The organism is Geobacillus sp. DSP4a (genome assembly GCF_013096875.1).
In the GTDB taxonomy this organism is placed as follows: domain Bacteria; phylum Bacillota; class Bacilli; order Bacillales; family Anoxybacillaceae; genus Geobacillus; species Geobacillus thermophilus.
Genome location: NZ_SDLD01000024.1, coordinates 36,453 through 53,904, shown reverse-complemented (window position 1 = coordinate 53,904; position 17,452 = coordinate 36,453). Strand labels below are relative to the sequence as shown.

The window sequence follows — 17,452 nt, the reverse complement described above, 5'->3', positions numbered from 1 at the left end:
ACTATATTATACTATATTTTACTGAATCTATCCTATTTTCAGCAAAATATAGTTAAGGCGATTCATCTCCCACTTACTCCGCTTCGCTTCGTTGAAGTGGGAGTCTTCTCGCCTAATTAAGATAAAAATCACGTGGTACGATTCTCACGGAACAAGCGGCTGAAGTCAAACTTCATGAAAAAAAGGCGGTGGATAACCGCCTTCTTCTTTCCCTCTTACTCATTCAACAGGAAACACCAGGATGAGATCGACCCCCCTTTCCCTCTTACTCGCTCAGCAAGCTTCGAACCTCTTCTTCAGAAAGATCAACCAACCGGGCAATCTCGGCGGCCGTCATCCCTTTTTGCGCCATCGTCTCAATGAGCCGCTTCATTCCTTGCTTCATCCCTTGCTCAAGGCCGCGTTTTACCCCTTCTTCCAGCCCCTCTTTCTTCCCTTTTTGCTCGTAGGAGATGATCAGCTCCAACACTTTCTCTCGTTCTTTCGTTTCCATCGCCTTCACCTCGCTTTGCAGCTGTTGTTCCTCTTCCTCCGTCAGCTTCACGTACGTCTCAAAAAACCCAAGCAGCAGCCGCTGCCTTGCCTCATCGAGCTCCAACCGCACCAGCATGCGCAAAAACTCTTTTTTCAGCTCCACCTTCTCTCTTTCAGTATACCCCATTTGACTGAGCAGCGCAGCCGCGACCGGGTTGTCGTGCCGGATGTACTCCCGCCACTGCTTCTTCCGCAACGCCACCGGAAAAAAGCGAAACTGCAGCACTTCCCCAAACGGAAATTCCATCGAAAACACAGACGGTTCCTCGCGGAGAGAATCATAGTGGAAGACGGCGATCGGGACGATGCGGGTCCGGTAGGTTTCATACAAGCGGCTGAAATAGAGGAACATGCGCTCGGCAAACGTCGGCTGGACATACCCTTGCGTTTCCACGTGCACGATGATCAGCCCGTCTTCGCCTTTCAACTTCGTCTCGACCAGCAAATCAACGCGGTACTTTTCACCGGCCGTCACATCGGTAAACAGCTCTTCGGATAAAAAGGACAGATGGTGGAAATCGATATGCTCGTGCATGTCGGGGAAAAAGAGGAGCAGAAACTCTTCGAAAAACGTGCGGATCAGCTCTTTGAACAGCCGATCATGGTCAATCGCCATTCAATCACCTCACCTTGATGGTCTCTCTTTTTCTATTCGCCGTCCCCAAGGCGGCATCCTGCTCACAGTGAGAAATTCGTCATAGGTACGATAAAAACGGCAGAAGGAACTCCAATTGTCACGACCGGGATGACGTTTCAATCCCTTTATAGGTACGATAAAAACTTCACATTTTAAGACCGTACATATCCACAAAAAACTGGTACACTTTAGGTTCGCCTAGTTGTAGGATTTCGACCACCGCTTTTTTGACTTCTTCTTTCACCTGTGATGTCCAGACAGACGTTTGAAAGTACCATCGACTGATGATTTCATCCAATTTGTCCATGTTGTCCATGTTTTGAATGTAGCCGATCAAGTCATAGATCGTGATCATGGTTTCTTCACCCCCAGTTCATTCATTGCAACTAGTAGACACAAGCAGATTTCCCGGTTCGCTGTGCCGAATCTAATCCCGGATTCCAGGCCTTCTTTGATCATCTGCCGAAGTTTCAATCCCTCATAGGTACGATAAAAACCGAAGTGTTATTTGGCAATTCGGTTACGAAAGAAACACCGTTTCAATCCCTCATAGGTACGATAAAAACTTGATCCAGTTCCCCGATATGAAAATGAGGCTCCTGAGTTTCAATCCCTCATAGGTGCGATAAAAACTGTCAACGTCTCGGAATTCCTTATCACTATTTCCAAGTTTCAATCCCTCATAGGTACGATAAAAACCCCAAAAATGCTTGTTCCATCAAGCTTTTCGGTTTGGAGCTGTTTTCAGCATACCACGTTTCGAAAATTCTGTCAACGGCTTTCAACCTTGATGGCTGTAGGTTTAGGGCGCTAAAAACCATTGTCGTCGATCCCCGGGGATTTTTGCACGATTGGGGGTCGACGACAATGTGAGGCTCGACGGCGAAGAGTCTGCTCTGCTTACCCCTTCACCCGTTCGATCTTCTCAACCGGTAGCCCGGTCAGTTCGTGGATCGTGTCGACATCATACCCTTTCGCCAGCATTCTCTTCACCACGTCGAGCTTCCCTTCCTCAATCCCTTGTTGGCGCCCTTGTTTAATACCTTGTTTGATCCCTTGTTTGACCCCTTGTTCGATTCCCTTCTCGATTCCCTTTTCCATTCCCCGCTGTTCGTATGAGACGATGAGCTCCATCACACGTTTCGCTTCCTTCGTTTCCATTTGGCTCACCTCGTTTCGCCGTTTTGCTTCCTCCTCTTCAGATAGCCGCAAATACGTCTCGAAAAAACCGAACAACAGCCGCTGTTTCGCTTCATCCAGCTCGAGACGGACGAGCATGCGCAAAAATTCCTTTTTCACGTCGACTTTCTCCTCTTCATTATACCCCATTTTGCTTAGCAAGACGGTGGCAACCGAATTATTTGGTGGATGCAGCGCTAGGGCAGACCCATACGAGTGGGTTTCCCTCCACTCAAAATGATCTAACTTTTGAAAAAATGCTTGCGTTTTCTAAAATTCCCCATTATTATAGTAATAGGATCATACCACAGCAATGATCTCAGGGTTACTATGATAAGGGCTTTCTGCCTAAGGCAGACTGACCCGCGGCGTTGGGGATCGCCTGTCGCCCGCTTTTGGCGGGCATTCCCCATCCTTGCGCAAACTCAGACCTTGGCGGAAAACGCTAAGGTCTTTTTTACTACATATCTCTATTAACGGGAGGGGATCGACATGAGATACAAAATCGGCCTTGATATCGGCATTACCTCTGTGGGGTGGGCAGTCATTAACTTGGATATTCCTCGCATCGAAGATTTGGGCGTCCGCATTTTTGACAGAGCCGAAAATCCGCAGACGGGAGAATCCCTAGCTCTTCCCCGACGCCTCGCCCGCTCCGCCCGGCGTCGCCTGCGCCGCCGCAAGCATCGGCTGGAGCGCATTCGCCGTCTGATCATTCGTGAAGGAATTTTAACGAAAGAGGAACTGGACAAGCTATTCGAGGAAAAACACGAAATCGACGTCTGGCAGCTGCGTGTTGAGGCATTGGATCGAAAATTAAACAACGACGAGCTGGCTCGCGTCCTCCTTCATCTAGCCAAGCGGCGCGGTTTCAAATCCAACCGCAAAAGCGAGCGCAGCAACAAAGAAAACAGCACGATGCTCAAACATATCGAAGAAAACCGGGCCATTCTCTCAAGCTACCGGACCGTCGGCGAAATGATTGTGAAAGATCCAAAGTTTGCTCTCCATAAGCGCAATAAAGGAGAAAATTATACAAACACGATCGCCCGCGATGACTTAGAACGCGAGATCCGACTCATTTTCTCCAAACAGCGTGAGTTTGGAAACATGAGTTGCACGGAAGAGTTTGAGAATGAATATATCGCCATTTGGGCTTCCCAGCGTCCTGTCGCTTCCAAAGATGACATCGAGAAAAAGGTCGGCTTTTGTACCTTTGAACCGAAAGAAAAACGGGCGCCAAAAGCAACCTATACATTCCAATCGTTCATCGCCTGGGAGCACATCAATAAATTGCGGCTCATCTCCCCATCAGGAACACGGGGGCTCACCGATGAGGAACGACGCCTTTTGTATGAACAGGCATTCCAAAAAAACAAAATCACCTACCATGATATACGGACGTTGCTCCATTTGCCTGATGACACTTACTTTAAAGGCATTGTGTATGATCGAGGTGAATCACGAAAGCAAAATGAAAACATCCGATTCCTTGAACTCGACGCCTATCATCAAATTCGGAAAGCCGTCGATAAAGTGTATGGAAAGGGGAAGTCAAGTTCATTTCTCCCCATCGATTTTGATACATTCGGTTACGCCCTGACATTGTTTAAAGATGATGCCGACATTCGCAGCTACTTGCGAAACGAATATGAACAAAACGGAAAACGGATGCCAAATTTAGCGAACAAGGTATATGACAACGAGCTAATTGAGGAACTATTGAACTTGTCATTCACCAAATTCGGCCATTTGTCGCTAAAGGCGCTTCGCAGCATTCTCCCGTACATGGAACAAGGAGAAGTCTACTCTTCGGCTTGTGAGCGGGCGGGATACACATTTACAGGGCCAAAGAAGAAACAAAAAACAATGTTGCTACCAAATATTCCGCCGATCGCCAATCCGGTCGTCATGCGTGCATTGACACAGGCGCGGAAAGTGGTGAATGCTATTATTAAAAAGTACGGTTCGCCGGTATCCATTCATATCGAGTTGGCCCGCGATTTATCACAAACGTTTGACGAACGGCGGAAAACAAAAAAAGAACAAGACGAAAACCGGAAGAAAAACGAAACCGCCATCCGCCAACTCATGGAGTATGGATTGACGCTAAACCCAACCGGCCATGACATTGTCAAGTTCAAACTTTGGAGTGAGCAAAATGGGAGGTGCGCCTACTCGCTTCAACCGATCGAAATCGAGCGGCTGCTTGAACCAGGGTACACGGAAGTAGACCATGTAATTCCATATAGCCGGAGCCTAGATGACAGCTATACCAATAAAGTGTTGGTATTGACAAAAGAAAACCGCGAAAAAGGCAACCGCATTCCTGCCGAATATTTAGGCGTCGGAACCGAACGCTGGCAACAGTTTGAAACGTTTGTGTTAACAAACAAGCAGTTTTCCAAAAAGAAACGGGATCGGCTGCTCCGACTCCATTATGATGAAAATGAAGAAACAGAATTTAAAAATCGAAATTTAAATGACACCCGGTATATTTCACGCTTTTTCGCCAACTTTATTCGCGAACATCTGAAATTCGCCGAAAGTGATGACAAGCAAAAAGTCTATACGGTCAACGGCCGCGTTACCGCCCATTTGCGAAGCCGCTGGGAGTTTAACAAAAACCGTGAAGAATCGGATTTGCATCATGCCGTCGATGCCGTGATCGTCGCTTGCACAACGCCAAGCGATATCGCCAAAGTCACCGCCTTTTACCAACGGCGCGAACAAAACAAAGAACTGGCCAAAAAGACAGAACCGCACTTCCCGCAGCCTTGGCCGCACTTCGCCGACGAACTGCGGGCGCGTTTATCCAAACATCCAAAAGAGAGTATAAAAGCTCTCAATCTTGGAAATTATGATGATCAGAAACTCGAATCGCTACAGCCGGTTTTTGTATCCCGAATGCCGAAGCGGAGCGTTACAGGGGCGGCTCATCAAGAAACATTACGGCGCTACGTCGGTATCGATGAACGGAGCGGGAAAATCCAAACTGTTGTCAAAACGAAACTGTCCGAAATCAAGTTGGATGCGAGCGGGCATTTTCCGATGTACGGCAAAGAAAGCGACCCAAGGACATACGAAGCGATCCGCCAGCGTCTGCTTGAACATAACAATGACCCGAAAAAGGCATTCCAAGAGCCTTTGTACAAGCCGAAAAAGAACGGCGAACCCGGGCCTGTCATTCGGACCGTAAAAATCATCGACACAAAAAACCAGGTCATCCCGCTCAATGACGGCAAAACCGTCGCCTACAACAGCAACATCGTTCGGGTTGACGTATTTGAAAAGGATGGGAAATATTATTGTGTCCCTGTCTACACCATGGACATCATGAAAGGGATTTTGCCAAACAAAGCCATCGAGCCGAACAAGCCGTACTCCGAATGGAAGGAAATGACAGAGGACTATACGTTCCGATTCAGCCTGTACCCAAATGATCTCATTCGCATTGAGCTTCCGCGGGAAAAAATAATCAAAACCGCCGGAGGCGAGGAAATCAAAATTAAGGATCTTTTTGCCTACTATAAAACCATTCATTCGGGAACAGCAGGACTGGAATTAGTCAGCCATGACTGTAGCTTCTCCCTCTCAGGCGTCGGTTCAAGAACCCTCAAACGATTCGAGAAATACCAAGTAGATGTGCTCGGCAACATCTACAAAGTGAGAGGGGAAAAAAGAGTTGGGTTGGCGTCATCTGCTCATTCGAAAACCGGGGAAACTATCCGTCCGTTACAATCAACTCGTGATTGAACAAGAAGAAAAAGTTTCGATCCCGCTCGAGGATATTTGTTCCATTATCATCGAGGAACAAGCTGTCAGCGTGACAGCAGCCGCTTTAAGCAAAATGGCCGAACATAACATTACATTATTCACCTGTGACCAAAAACGGCTTCCCAATGGGGTGCTGCAGCCATTTCAAAAACATTCCCGCCAAGTGGGCGTGCTGCACATGCAGTACGCCTACTCCAAGCCTTTTAAAAAGCGAATTTGGCAGCGAATCGTGATTCAAAAACTCATCAATCAAGGAAAGTGTTTGGAGTTCCTGAACAAAGAAGGAGCCGACGACCTATACCGCATCAGCAAAACCGTCGACTCTGGGGACAGCAATAACCGTGAAGCGTATGGAGCGAAAAAGTACTTCCAGTATTTATTTGGCAGCGAATTTACTCGGCGAAGCGACTCTGTGGTGAACGCTTCTTTGAATTATGGATACGCCATTATGCGGGGACTCGTCGCCCGCTCTCTCGTTGGGTATGGTTTTCTCCCATGCTTAGGAATTTACCATGATAACGAGTTGAACAAATTTAATCTCGCCGACGACTTTATGGAAGTATTGCGTCCGCTCGTTGACCTATACGTGGCTCAACATATTCAACCGGATGATGAATTTTCTCCATCCATTCGGGCAGACTTATATAATTTAGTCAACATGGACATACTAGTGAATGGAGAGAAACTGACCGTCGTGAACGCGGTGGAAGAGATGACAAAAAGCTTCGTCACGGCAAGCCGAAGCCAAGACCCTTCGTTGTTGAAATTGCCGGAACTTCTCCCGTTGCAACTGCACGTATATGAGTAAGTTTATGCGGTTGCTCGTCTTTTTCGATCTTCCCGTCGTGACCAACCGGGAGAAGCGCGAATACCGGCGATTTCGCACATTCCTGCTGAACGAAGGGTACGATATGTTGCAATTTTCGGTCTACAGCCGCGTCTGCCACGGACATGAAGCAACGGACAAACATTTGGCAAGATTAAAACGCAACTTGCCCCCTCGAGGATCGATTCGGGCGATGGTCGTAACGGAAAAGCAGTACGCAAAAATGCAGCTGCTTCTCGGGGAACCAACGGCGCAAGAAAAGAAAGTGACATCCACCCAGCTGACGCTTTTTTAAAAAAAACAGAAATGGTTCCTCTTTTTGCATAAGCGCCTTTGCATTTTTTGAAAGCAAAAAAGCCTGCGATCCTTGAGATTGCAGGCTTTTTTGGATACGTATTATACCACAGCGATAATCTCAGGGGAACTATGACTTTATTTGTTGACTATAAAAATCTAGGACAATTATACCACAGCGATAATCTCAGGGGAACTATGACAAGATACAGACGATATTCACTTGAAGCGAAATTATACCACAGCGATAATCTCAGGGGAACTATGACTTTTTCTGAAAATGGAGCGAGGTGCTCCAAATTATACCACAGCGATAATCTCAGGGGAACTATGACAACCTCCATCGCCCTTTCTACTTGCTCAACATTATACCACAGCGATAATCTCAGGGGAACTATGACTCCGTGTGCGTGCTGATCGGCTGGCCGACCATTATACCACAGCGATAATCTCAGGGGAACTATGACAAAGGCGTCACTCAGTTCAAGGGGAACAGTATTATACCACAGCGATAATCTCAGGGGAACTATGACTTTATTTGTTGACTGTAGAAGTCAAGAACAATTATACCACAGCGATAATCTCAGGGGAACTATGACACCATACGGCACCAATGAGACTAAAGACATATTATACCACAGCGATAATCTCAGGGGAACTATGACCCGTATTCGAGCCGCTACGGCCTAAAAACTATTATACCACAGCGATAATCTCAGGGGAACTATGACGCAGTTTGTCGTCAAAAGACTGCTGGAAATATTATACCACAGCGATAATCTCAGGGGAACTATGACCCCACAGCCGGCCAAGGTGGATAAAAAAGCATTATACCACAGCGATAATCTCAGGGGAACTATGACGAAATGAAGGAGCATGCCGTCGCATGGGCAATTATACCACAGCGATAATCTCAGGGGAACTATGACCTGATTTGAAGATGTCAGAGTTTCATATTTATTATACCACAGCGATAATCTCAGGGGAACTATGACTTACCACCGGCGTAGGGAAAATCATTGTTATTATACCACAGCGATAATCTCAGGGGAACTATGACTTATGTCTGTAGTCCCCGTCTATCATTTGTATTATACCACAGCGATAATCTCAGGGGAACTATGACATCACCTGCGCCAGCATTCTCATGTCTTTGATTATACCACAGCGATAATCTCAGGGGAACTATGACCAGCGCTTCGGTTATGTCCCTCACCAACGATTATACCACAGCGATAATCTCAGGGGAACTATGACACTAACTGATGAATTATAGCTTTATCGCTGATTATACCACAGCGATAATCTCAGGGGAACTATGACTAGGGATTTGCGTTATTGGCGATTATCGATATTATACCACAGCGATAATCTCAGGGGAACTATGACCTTCTGGTTTTCGTGTAAATGCATACTGCGATTATACCACAGCGATAATCTCAGGGGAACTATGACCCATAAATCAACTAAGTAATCATAAGCCTTATTATACCACAGCGATAATCTCAGGGGAACTATGACGGACATGGTGGAAACTGTTGCGAGTGAGGATTATACCACAGCGATAATCTCAGGGGAACTATGACAAACGCATAAAACCATTGTCGTCGATCCCCCGGGGTTTTGGCACGATTGGAGGTCGACGACAATGTGGGGCTTGACGGCGAAGGGCCGTCTCACCCCTTCATCCTTTCAATCTTCTCCATCGGCAGCCCGGTCAGTTCGTGGATCGTGTCGACATCGTATCCTTTCGCCAGCATTCTCTTCACCACGTCGAGCTTCCCTTCCTCGATCCCTTCTTGGCGTCCTTGCTTCATCCCTTGCTTTAACCCCTGTTCGATTCCTTGTTGGATTCCCTTTTCCATCCCCCGCTGTTCGTATGAGACGATGAGCTCCATCACACGCTTTGCTTCCTTCGTTTCCATTTGGCTCACCTCGTGTCGCCGTTTTGCTTCCTCCTCTTCGGATCGCCGCAAATACGTCTCGAAAAAACCGAACAACAGCCGCTGTTTCGCTTCGTCCAGTTCGAGACGGACAAGCATGCGCCAAAATTCCTTTTGGAGAAGGAGACCCGATCGCTCCGGGCTCCTTCTCTGGCTCGTGGATGGACTACCCGTTGATATCCTCTGTCAGCCTCCCGATAATTGCCTCTTGATACCCCGCTTTTTTCGTTTCCGCCATCTCCTCTTTCAGCGGCTGCAGCGGCGTCGACGTTACGGATGCGAGCTTGGCGAGGCGCTCGGGGGTGAGGTCGACGACAGGGTTGGCGGCCCTATAATCCTCGACGGAAAAGCGCCAAAGGGTGACGGCCTGTCCATACCGTTCAAGCAGCCGCTCTGCCATGGCCAATCCTTCCGGATCGAAGTCGCCGGAATAATACAGCTTGGCGCCAGAGGCCGCGAGCAAATCGAGCAGCTTCATCGTCGCCAAATTCATTTGCCCGTTCGTGCTGACAAGCGGGGCGCGGGTGTCAAGCAACGTCGAAAAGACGCCCGCGTTTTCGACGATGTACACCGTCCCCCCATGGGCAGGGCGGGCGCGGACAAGCGACAGCACATCTCTAAGCGGCATGTTCAGCGCCGTGTTCGCCTCCCAGGCAGCGGAGAAAACAGGATGCGGGCCGCCCTCGGTTTCAGCGAGGATGTTGGCGCATGTGACAAAGTTCAGGATATCCTCACGGAGCAAGCCGACGGACTGGAGCAACTCGTTGACGCTCTCTACAGATGCCATGTCCCAATCCCCGGGCACGGTCGCTTGCAATGCCGAAAGCAACAATCTCCCCGGTAGCGTGGACAAATCGAACGCATGCGGGTCTCCCGCCACTTGCTGGGCAAAGAGCGGGAGGCGCATGTATGACGGGAGCGGGAGGCGGCCCAAAGCCGCGCTGACAAGGCGGATGGCCTCCTTCAGGCTGCGGCGGTCGGTTTCGTACGCCGTTTGGACGAAGCGCTGAGGGCGGACAGACTCAACCCAATGATGCTCCTCGGTCAGACGCGCAAAAAAACGATCCCGTTCCTCTTCCTCCGCCTGGCGCCGTTCTTTGTTTGAGACAAGCGGGGCGCCGAAATACTGTTCAAGCAGCTCGACAAGCCCAACGCCCGCAAACCTCGTCTGTCCGAGCTGTTTTTCAAACGCGATAAGGGAGACGCGGGAGACGTCTTTGCCGAAAAAGGCGGCCACCGCCTCCCGCTCTTCATCGGTGAACGCCTCTAAAGACACCGCGCCGCCGACGCGGCCGAGCGACTCGTACTTGTGCTTCATCTCGATAAACAGACGGCGGAAGCCCGGTTCAGAGCGGAAAAAGGCAGCCGCCTCCTTGGCCGTGCTCACGTCTCGATCGTCTCCCATTCTTTATCATTGACCATCAGCTGTTTGACGCGGCCGTTCCAACGGTAATGAATGACGGTCACAAACGACGCATTGCGCGGGCGGACGAGTTCGCAAATGGACAACGCGGGCACGGTGTCGTAGTCGCCCCAAAGCGCCTGCGAGTTCATGATGTAGTTAAAGCCGAGCTGTTCGACAAGTCCGAACAGGTTGCGGATGTTGTTTTCATCGACGCCGGCGAACGCCTCGTCGAGCGAAATGATGTACGGGGCATCATCGCCCGCTTCTTGGTAGCGCGAATACGCCGCGGCGAAAAGCGGAATGTACATCGCCATCGCCTTTTCCCCACCGCTGAATTGGTAAAAGCGGTGGTTCGTCAGCTCGCGTTTCGGCTCGTTTGTTTTTTCATAGTACAAAGTGAAGGAAAACCATTTCCGATAGTCGAGCACTTCTTTAATGATTTGATGGAGCGTGCTGCCTTGGCCGCGCTCTTCAAGCAATTCACGGGCGCGGGCGATTTTCGAGCGGAAATGGTTCGTCACTCGCTGTAAATCTTCCTCTCTAAGCAGCCGCGGATCGAGCCGCAACAGGCGCACCAATTCTTTCGTATCGAGCTCCGCTTCCGTCTCCGCCGTTTTCGGCTTCCATTGAATGGACAGCACAAGCCCTGATGATGTGTCGAGGCCGCCCATCAGTTTATTCATCTCATTCACCCACCGTTCGGCGCGCTGAATGCGGCTGCGCAAAATGCGGCCGACTGATTTTAAGATGACGTCCTCATACAGCTCGCGGTCTTGTTCTTTCATATACTCGTGCTGCAAGACGATGTCGCGCTCCACTTCCGCCAGCACCGCAAACGGCGTGGCGCGCTCGCCTTTGTAGTCGAGGTAAATGACGTGCCGTTCTTGTTTCTCCCGCCAGTCCGCGGCTTTCATGGCCATCTCATCGTCTGGGGCAGCGGCGGTCCATTCGGGCTTCGTTTGTTCTTCCAGCGGCTCGAAGGACGCCCGGTATTCGGTCAAGTTGGACGACTCTTGGAAAAAGACGGTGTTCAGCCGCGCCAGAAGCGAGGAACGCGTCTCTTTTAACACTGCTTCGTACCGTTGTTTCGCTTCTTTCGCCTGCTCCAGGAGGGAGCGGGAACGATCAAGATCCACAAGCCCAAGCGCCGCTTCACGGGCAAACGACTTTTCCCACATCGCGGCGAGCTCGCGGGCGAACGCTTCCCGCCGCGCCTCTTTTTCCCGTTCTTCGGCCAGGCGCATGAGCTGCTGTTCCGTCCGCGCCCGTTCGTTGACAAGGCGCGGAATTTCGCGGCGCAAAGACGCCAACCGTTCTTGAATGCGGGCGATTTCGGCGCGAATGTCATCCGCTCCCATTTGTGCGAGCGTCCGCTCCATCTCCGCGATTCGCAAGGTGAGCCGCTCGGTTTCATCCCGAAGTCGATTTCGTTCGCCTTTCGCCTCGTCGATCTCCGCTTCCAGCGCCGCAAGCTGCTCGCGCTGCTGAGCGATCACGGCTTCGGTATGGCGCGTTTCGCGGTAAAGCACTTCGAGTTCGTGCACATGGCGGACGTACGATTTCATGGCGAGCATGGCTTGTTCGCAGCCGTCTAAAGTAAAGGCCAAATCGAGCTCGGCCGACTCGTCGTGGAGCTGTTGTTTGATTTGTTTCCATTCGCGCGCCAAGAGAGCGGCTTTTTCTTCTTGCCGCTTCCATTCCCGTTCTTTGCTTTCGGCTTGGCGGCGCGCTTCTTGCGCTTCGTCAAACGCGGTGCGCACGTCGCGGTCCGCCGGGAAGGACGCCAACCAGTCGGCGAGCGCTTGAATGGCCGCTTCCACGGCCGCATGCGCCCCACACAGACGGTCGATCTCTTGCCCCATCGCGGCGATCTCCGCTTCCAGCGCCGCGATGTTTTCAAGCCGCCACCGTTCGCGCGCCGCACGGCCAATGAACGCCGCCTTCGATCCCCGCGGTGCATGGCCGCGGACAAGGCCGAGCGAATAGCGCCCCGTTTCATCGATCGTCATGCCGCCTTCTTGGTCGGCATCGGTGATGACGATGCTTCGGAGCACTTCGTCAATCCGCTCCATTGACACAGGGGCATTGGCATCTGGGCGCAAATAATCAGCAAGCGTGTGCGCCATATGGACCGGTTTCGGAATGAGCACACGGTCGCAGGCGACGTCGATCTCGCGAGCAGTAATGAGGGCGTCAAGCAGCCCCGCGTGCGAAAGCGCCGATTCGATTCGCTCGCGCACATCGTCAGGCACATCGTCGACAAATTCGACCGCGGCATAAAGCGGGACAAACGGAATGCCTTTCTCCTCCAACGCCAACCGGGCGGCAGTGGTTTGTTCATCCCGTTCAGGCTCGGGGTCGCGTTGTTCCCGCCATTGACGCAGTTCGGCCTCGCGCTCTGCCCGTTTTTCTTCCAACAGACGGATGTCATGCTCGAGCCGCCATTTCTCATCCTTTTTCTTGCCGACGGCATCGTAATACGCTTGCACGAACGGGCGCTTCAGATCATCGAGCGAATACTGCTCATAGAGGGCGTCCATTTGTTGCAAAAACGCCTGAATGTCCGTTTCGGAAACGTCGATTCCTCCCTGCTCGACCCAGGCAAGCACGGCTTGTTCAAACCGCTCTTTCTCCTCTTCGAACAGCTCTTCCCATTTCCATTGCTGGTGGCGCCATTCGTCCATTTCCCGCCGCCTTTCGCCCGCTTCGCTGCTCGCTTCTTCATAGCGTCGTTTCACCTCGTCATGCCTGCGCCAAAGACGCGCCAACTCCTCGAGCTGCTCGATATGGCGATCGGCTTCCTGTTTCCAAGCGGCAAACGAAAACTCTTGTTGCTTTTGGCGATGGCGGTGAAAGTCGCCTTCGTTCGTTTCATGCAAGGAAAAGGATCCTTCGTCGGCATCCATACGCAGCTGCTCCAGCTCGTCTTCAAGCTTCCGCTCAAGGTCATCCAGCCGCGCTTCCGCTTCATCGAGGCGGCGGCGGTGCTGACGTTCCTGTCGTTCTTTTTCCGCAATCGTCTGCTCGTGCCGCTCCCGCCGTTCCTCTAGGCGCTGCCGTTCGGCTTTCAGCTGTTCATACTTTTCCGCCTGCTGGAACACTTCATGGCCAGCCAAGTCGATTTCGCGCGCTCGCAGCACGTCTTCTTCGCGGCCGAGGCGGGTGATGGACTCCTCAAGCTCATCAAGCGCCTTTCGCGTCTTTTCTTCTTCATCGTGAAGGCGGTGTTGTTCAGCAGCGAGCTGTTCGGCCTGCTTGACCGCTTTTACGTATTCTGCCGCCTTTTCGGCGATCATATATTCGTTGTACAGGCGGTATTGATCGCAAAGGCGCTTCAACGCCCGTTCGTCGCGTTCGAGCTGCTCAAGCTGCTGCTTGGCTTGGTCCATGTTTTCAATCGTTTCGGATAAATGGCGGAGCTCGTCATCGGTCAACGGAGGCAGCGAGCTTTCCAAAATCTCATAAATCACCGTCGGCTTAAAGTCTTTCGACAGCTTCGGGCTGCGCAGTTGAATGAGCAGTTCGATCAATTCTTGAAACGCCTCGAGCGATTCAAAGCGAAACACATGCTTATTGACGAGCTCCATATACTCTTTTTGCGTCTCGACGACCGTCCCGCCCGCACCGAGCAATGCGGCGAGCTCGCGTTTCGTCAGCGGGATTTTTTCACCTGTTTTTTCTTGTTTATACAACTGAAGGTCATAGCCGATGCGGCGGTTGTCGAACATGACAAACCCCCAAAAGTCGAGGCTTTTTTGCCGCTTTGCCCGCAGGCCGATGCCCGTTGTGACGTATTGGTCGGATGCTTTTCGTTTGTATTCCAAAAACAAATACCCCGTCCGCTCATCGCGATTGACGACGTCTTTTTCCCCAAGCAAGTAGTCTTCCATGCGCCGCGCCCGTGAGCCGAACGGATCGAGGCGATCGGGCGTCTTCTTGCCGTCTAAAAGCACCGGGATCAAGCTTTGCATCGTCACCGACTTGCCCGCCCCGTTGCTTCCCCGCAACAGCAGCTTGCCGTCAGCGAAGTGAAAATACTGCTCGTCGTAATACCAAAAATTAATCAGCCCCGCACGATGAAGCACCCATGGATTCGCCATGTTCTCCTCCCTCTTTCGCGTCAAAATCATCTGGATACCGTCCCGACACCCGCCCGAGGAGGGGATAAAGGACGATCATTCCGGTGTCGTGCTCCACATCGGCCATGCGCCATTCGCAAAGCGCCGCAAGCACTTCGCGGACAAGCTCGGCAGCCGACATGTCGCGGTACGTTTTCCCCCACCCCGCCCCGTAACGGCGGCGGCAATCGGCAAGCCAAGCGGAAAATTGTTCAGACGTCAACCGGATGCGGCCGTATTCATCCGGCGGATAGTCCTGAAGCCGCTCGCGCACCAAGGCGGCAAAATGAAGGATGATCTCCGACGTTCCTTTCTGATCAGGAAATACGGTGTACGGCGCCTGCCGCTCAGGCAACGTCAACATGGCGGCGTTTTTGTACAACTCGTACCGAAACGGCGTATGCGCTTCGATGTCATCGCGCAGCCGATGGCGGAAGTTGCGCAAGTAGTAAAAATCTTGCTCGTCCCCTTCCGTCCGATGCACCGCCGGGGATAAAAACAGCTTCCGATACAGGCGATGGCGCCGATAATCTTGCGGCGAGGCTTTCCACTCCTCGGCGAGCAATTCGTCGATCGATTCATATTGCAACAAATCTTTCGGATGCGTACGCATAAAATAGCGGGCGAGCACCGGCACTTCGTACAGCGCTTCTTCCTCCGCATGTTGCGCGAACGCTTCAATCTCCCCATCCATCCGGCGGACAAGACCGATTTGTTCCGCCGTTTTCAACACGCGGATGAGCGCGCGCCGATGCGCGTAGTTCGTCCAATCGACTGGTAGATCCCCCGGGTACATGGCGCGAATTTCTTCGCATACGTCAGAAAGCAAAAACTTTTCTTCCACCGCCTTGCCTTCCAAATACGCCATCAAGCAGCAAAACAGCGCATAATCGAGCGGCTCTTGGAACGACTCGATGCCCATCCACGGCTCGGGATCGGCGGGAATTTTCTCGAGCTTGGCGAAATAGCGGTGGACGATGAGTCGATACCCAAACTTCTCCTCCACATACCGTTTCAACACATGTTCACGCTCGCGGACGAGCTGGTACAAATCCGGCTCTTGGTCGCGAATGATCCAAAACTGCTCAAACAGCGCGGCGAGCGCTTCTTTCGCCTTGTCGTCAAACGCCGTCTCCACGCTCATTCACCTCCTGCCAGCACGTGGATTTCATAGTTGGGCATTACGAGTTCCCCGTCTTCCGCCCGAAGGCAAATCGTCCCCTCTTTGTTCACCACTTTGACCACCCACCCGTTTTCCGTCTTCATTGCTTGCCCCTCGCGCCCCATCGCCTTGGCGATCCAACCGAGCAGCGTTTTTCGTACATATGGAGTCACCTCGGGAAGGTCAGCCATCACGATTTTCCCATCGGTCACAAGCTGTCTGAGCGCCGCTTCCTCGCGCGCTTTTTCTTCCAAATAGCGAAGGCGCGCTTCTTCTTTCTCCCGTTCTTTGTCTTCTATTGCCTGCGGCTTTTTCTTTTCTCCGTAATGGCGGACGCGCGGCTTCGTCACCCACTCGGCTGGCGGCTCGTCCCATACGTCGCGGTATATGTTGTCGGTCGCCTCCGCATCAGCGACGAGATGTTTCGTATGGAAGCAGCCGAACACGACCGCTGACAGGCAGTGCGCCTCTTCAATCGATTCAAGGCGGGAAAACCAGCGCGCCAAATGCAAGTAGTCGCCTTTGCGGCTGCGAAAATGATGATGCCGCTCGCCAAGCCGCTGCACGACGCGCGTCAGACGGCGAATCGCCTCATTTGTCTGGTATTGCAAAAACGAAAGCTCGCTCTCGCGCCCGTTGCGGCCTAAAAACCATTCACACAAGCTGCGCCACGTCTCCCATTTTTCTTCAATCTGCACAGCGCGCGGCGGCAGCGCATCGGCAAAGCGCGGGATCGACCGCTCATAGTCGACGACATGCCCGATGAACTGCCGAACCCCTTCTTCCGGCAGATCTTCAAGCAATTGTTCAATCTGCATCGACGTTTTTTGCAAGGCGACGATAAAATCGCGCAAGTACGCCGTAAACTGCTCTTTATAGACGAGAAACGACTCGGACGTCATCCGCTCTTCCACGTTTTCGCTATGTAAATAGGCCATATAGTCTGCGGAATTTTGGATGATTTTCTTGAAATAATCGAACGTCTCTTCCCATACTTGGTACATTTCATCTCTCTGTTCCTGAAACCCGGAGGCGATGATCGCCTCGATGCGGGAAAGGGAAGCATACAAGCGGTCAAACCGCGTTTTCTCAAGTGATCCTCCGAACGAATCCCCAAGCTGCTCAAGCGTGCGGATCATCCGCTCGATCTCCACCGTGTACGGACTGCATTGGTAGCGAAACCGCTTTTTCTTAAACTCTTCAATCGTCCGCACGTGGGACGTCTCTTGACGGGCGATCAAGTTGTTCCATTTCACGAGCTGGTCGAGGTCTTGCTGCAAATCGTCTTCCGTGTAATCCGCAAACTCCTCGTGCTGCTTTAAAAAAGCGTACACTTCTTCTGGAAACAAATATTGCCGCATCCGCTCGTGCTGAATGTAGAAATAGCGCAAAATCGCCCGGTAGCGGTGCGCGTTTTCCGTCGATAAATATTTGGTTTCGACAATGGGTTTGAGCCATGTGGCATCCATTTCCGTCCACCTTTGCTTCGGTTTTTTCCTACTGTTTATTGTAACGATTTTCTCCGCTCTTTTTCTAGCAAAAACCGTTTTCCTATTTTTTCTCGCCATCGGCGCGCG

Annotated in this window: 9 protein-coding genes, 2 pseudogenes and 1 CRISPR repeat array; of the genes and pseudogenes, 3 read left to right on the top strand and 8 right to left on the bottom strand. The window is 51.6% G+C overall.

The genetic code is table 11. The annotated features are described in order from the left end of the window. Positions 1 to 265: 265 nt before the first annotated feature. The 3 genes and pseudogenes from ETC02_RS10045 to ETC02_RS10035 all read right to left on the bottom strand — a co-directional run. The gene (locus ETC02_RS10045) at positions 266 to 1,150 is read right to left on the bottom strand and encodes an Rpn family recombination-promoting nuclease/putative transposase (protein WP_021321902.1); all 885 of its coding nucleotides are present in this window, start codon (positions 1,148 to 1,150) and stop codon (positions 266 to 268) included. A 166-nt stretch (positions 1,151 to 1,316) separates the two neighbouring features. After that, positions 1,317 to 1,526, bottom strand: a complete 210-nt coding sequence (locus ETC02_RS10040; RefSeq protein WP_042382650.1) for a hypothetical protein — start codon at positions 1,524 to 1,526, stop codon at positions 1,317 to 1,319. Positions 1,527 to 2,071: 545 nt separating this feature from the next. Beyond that, a pseudogene (locus ETC02_RS10035) lies at positions 2,072 to 2,533 on the bottom strand (RpnC/YadD family protein); the annotation flags it as partial. Positions 2,534 to 2,842: 309 nt separating this feature from the next. Here ETC02_RS10035 and cas9 point away from each other — a divergent pair. The 3 genes from cas9 to cas2 are packed head-to-tail and all read left to right on the top strand — an operon-like array spanning position 2,843 to position 7,248. After that, a complete protein-coding gene (cas9, locus tag ETC02_RS10030) occupies positions 2,843 to 6,106 on the top strand; it encodes a type II CRISPR RNA-guided endonuclease Cas9 (RefSeq protein WP_050368141.1) in 3,264 nt (1,087 codons plus the stop codon). Then, positions 6,036 to 6,935 carry a type II CRISPR-associated endonuclease Cas1 gene (gene cas1 / locus ETC02_RS10025; RefSeq protein WP_050368140.1) on the top strand — a complete coding sequence of 300 codons (900 nt, stop codon included), beginning with the start codon at positions 6,036 to 6,038 and terminating at the stop codon, positions 6,933 to 6,935. Before cas9 ends, cas1 begins: the two co-directional genes overlap by 71 nt. Before the next feature lie 4 nt (positions 6,936 to 6,939). Beyond that, complete coding sequence (cas2, locus tag ETC02_RS10020; RefSeq protein ID WP_033016933.1) at positions 6,940 to 7,248, top strand: CRISPR-associated endonuclease Cas2; 309 nt, start codon at positions 6,940 to 6,942, stop codon at positions 7,246 to 7,248. A 100-nt stretch (positions 7,249 to 7,348) separates the two neighbouring features. Then, positions 7,349 to 8,833: a CRISPR direct-repeat array (repeat unit 36 nt; unit sequence ATTATACCACAGCGATAATCTCAGGGGAACTATGAC). 90 nt (positions 8,834 to 8,923) lie between these two features. Here cas2 and ETC02_RS10015 read toward each other — a convergent pair. The 5 genes and pseudogenes from ETC02_RS10015 to ETC02_RS09995 form a co-directional block, all read right to left on the bottom strand. Beyond that, a pseudogene (locus ETC02_RS10015) lies at positions 8,924 to 9,307 on the bottom strand (RpnC/YadD family protein); the annotation flags it as partial. Positions 9,308 to 9,356: 49 nt separating this feature from the next. After that, entirely contained in the window at positions 9,357 to 10,577 is a 1,221-nt protein-coding gene (locus ETC02_RS10010) for a TIGR02679 family protein (RefSeq protein WP_050368139.1), read from the bottom strand. Further along, positions 10,574 to 14,695, bottom strand: a complete 4,122-nt coding sequence (locus ETC02_RS10005) for a TIGR02680 family protein (protein WP_050368138.1) — start codon at positions 14,693 to 14,695, stop codon at positions 10,574 to 10,576. Before ETC02_RS10005 ends, ETC02_RS10010 begins: the two co-directional genes overlap by 4 nt. After that, positions 14,655 to 15,851 (bottom strand): TIGR02678 family protein, encoded by a 1,197-nt coding sequence (locus tag ETC02_RS10000; protein WP_050368137.1) that lies wholly within the window; start codon positions 15,849 to 15,851, stop codon positions 14,655 to 14,657. The genes ETC02_RS10005 and ETC02_RS10000 overlap by 41 nt, the downstream gene beginning before the upstream one ends. A gap of 2 nt (positions 15,852 to 15,853) precedes the next feature. Continuing rightward, on the bottom strand, positions 15,854 to 17,344 hold the full coding sequence (locus ETC02_RS09995; RefSeq protein WP_171698243.1) for a TIGR02677 family protein: 1,491 nt from the start codon (positions 17,342 to 17,344) through the stop codon (positions 15,854 to 15,856). Positions 17,345 to 17,452 lie beyond the last annotated feature (108 nt).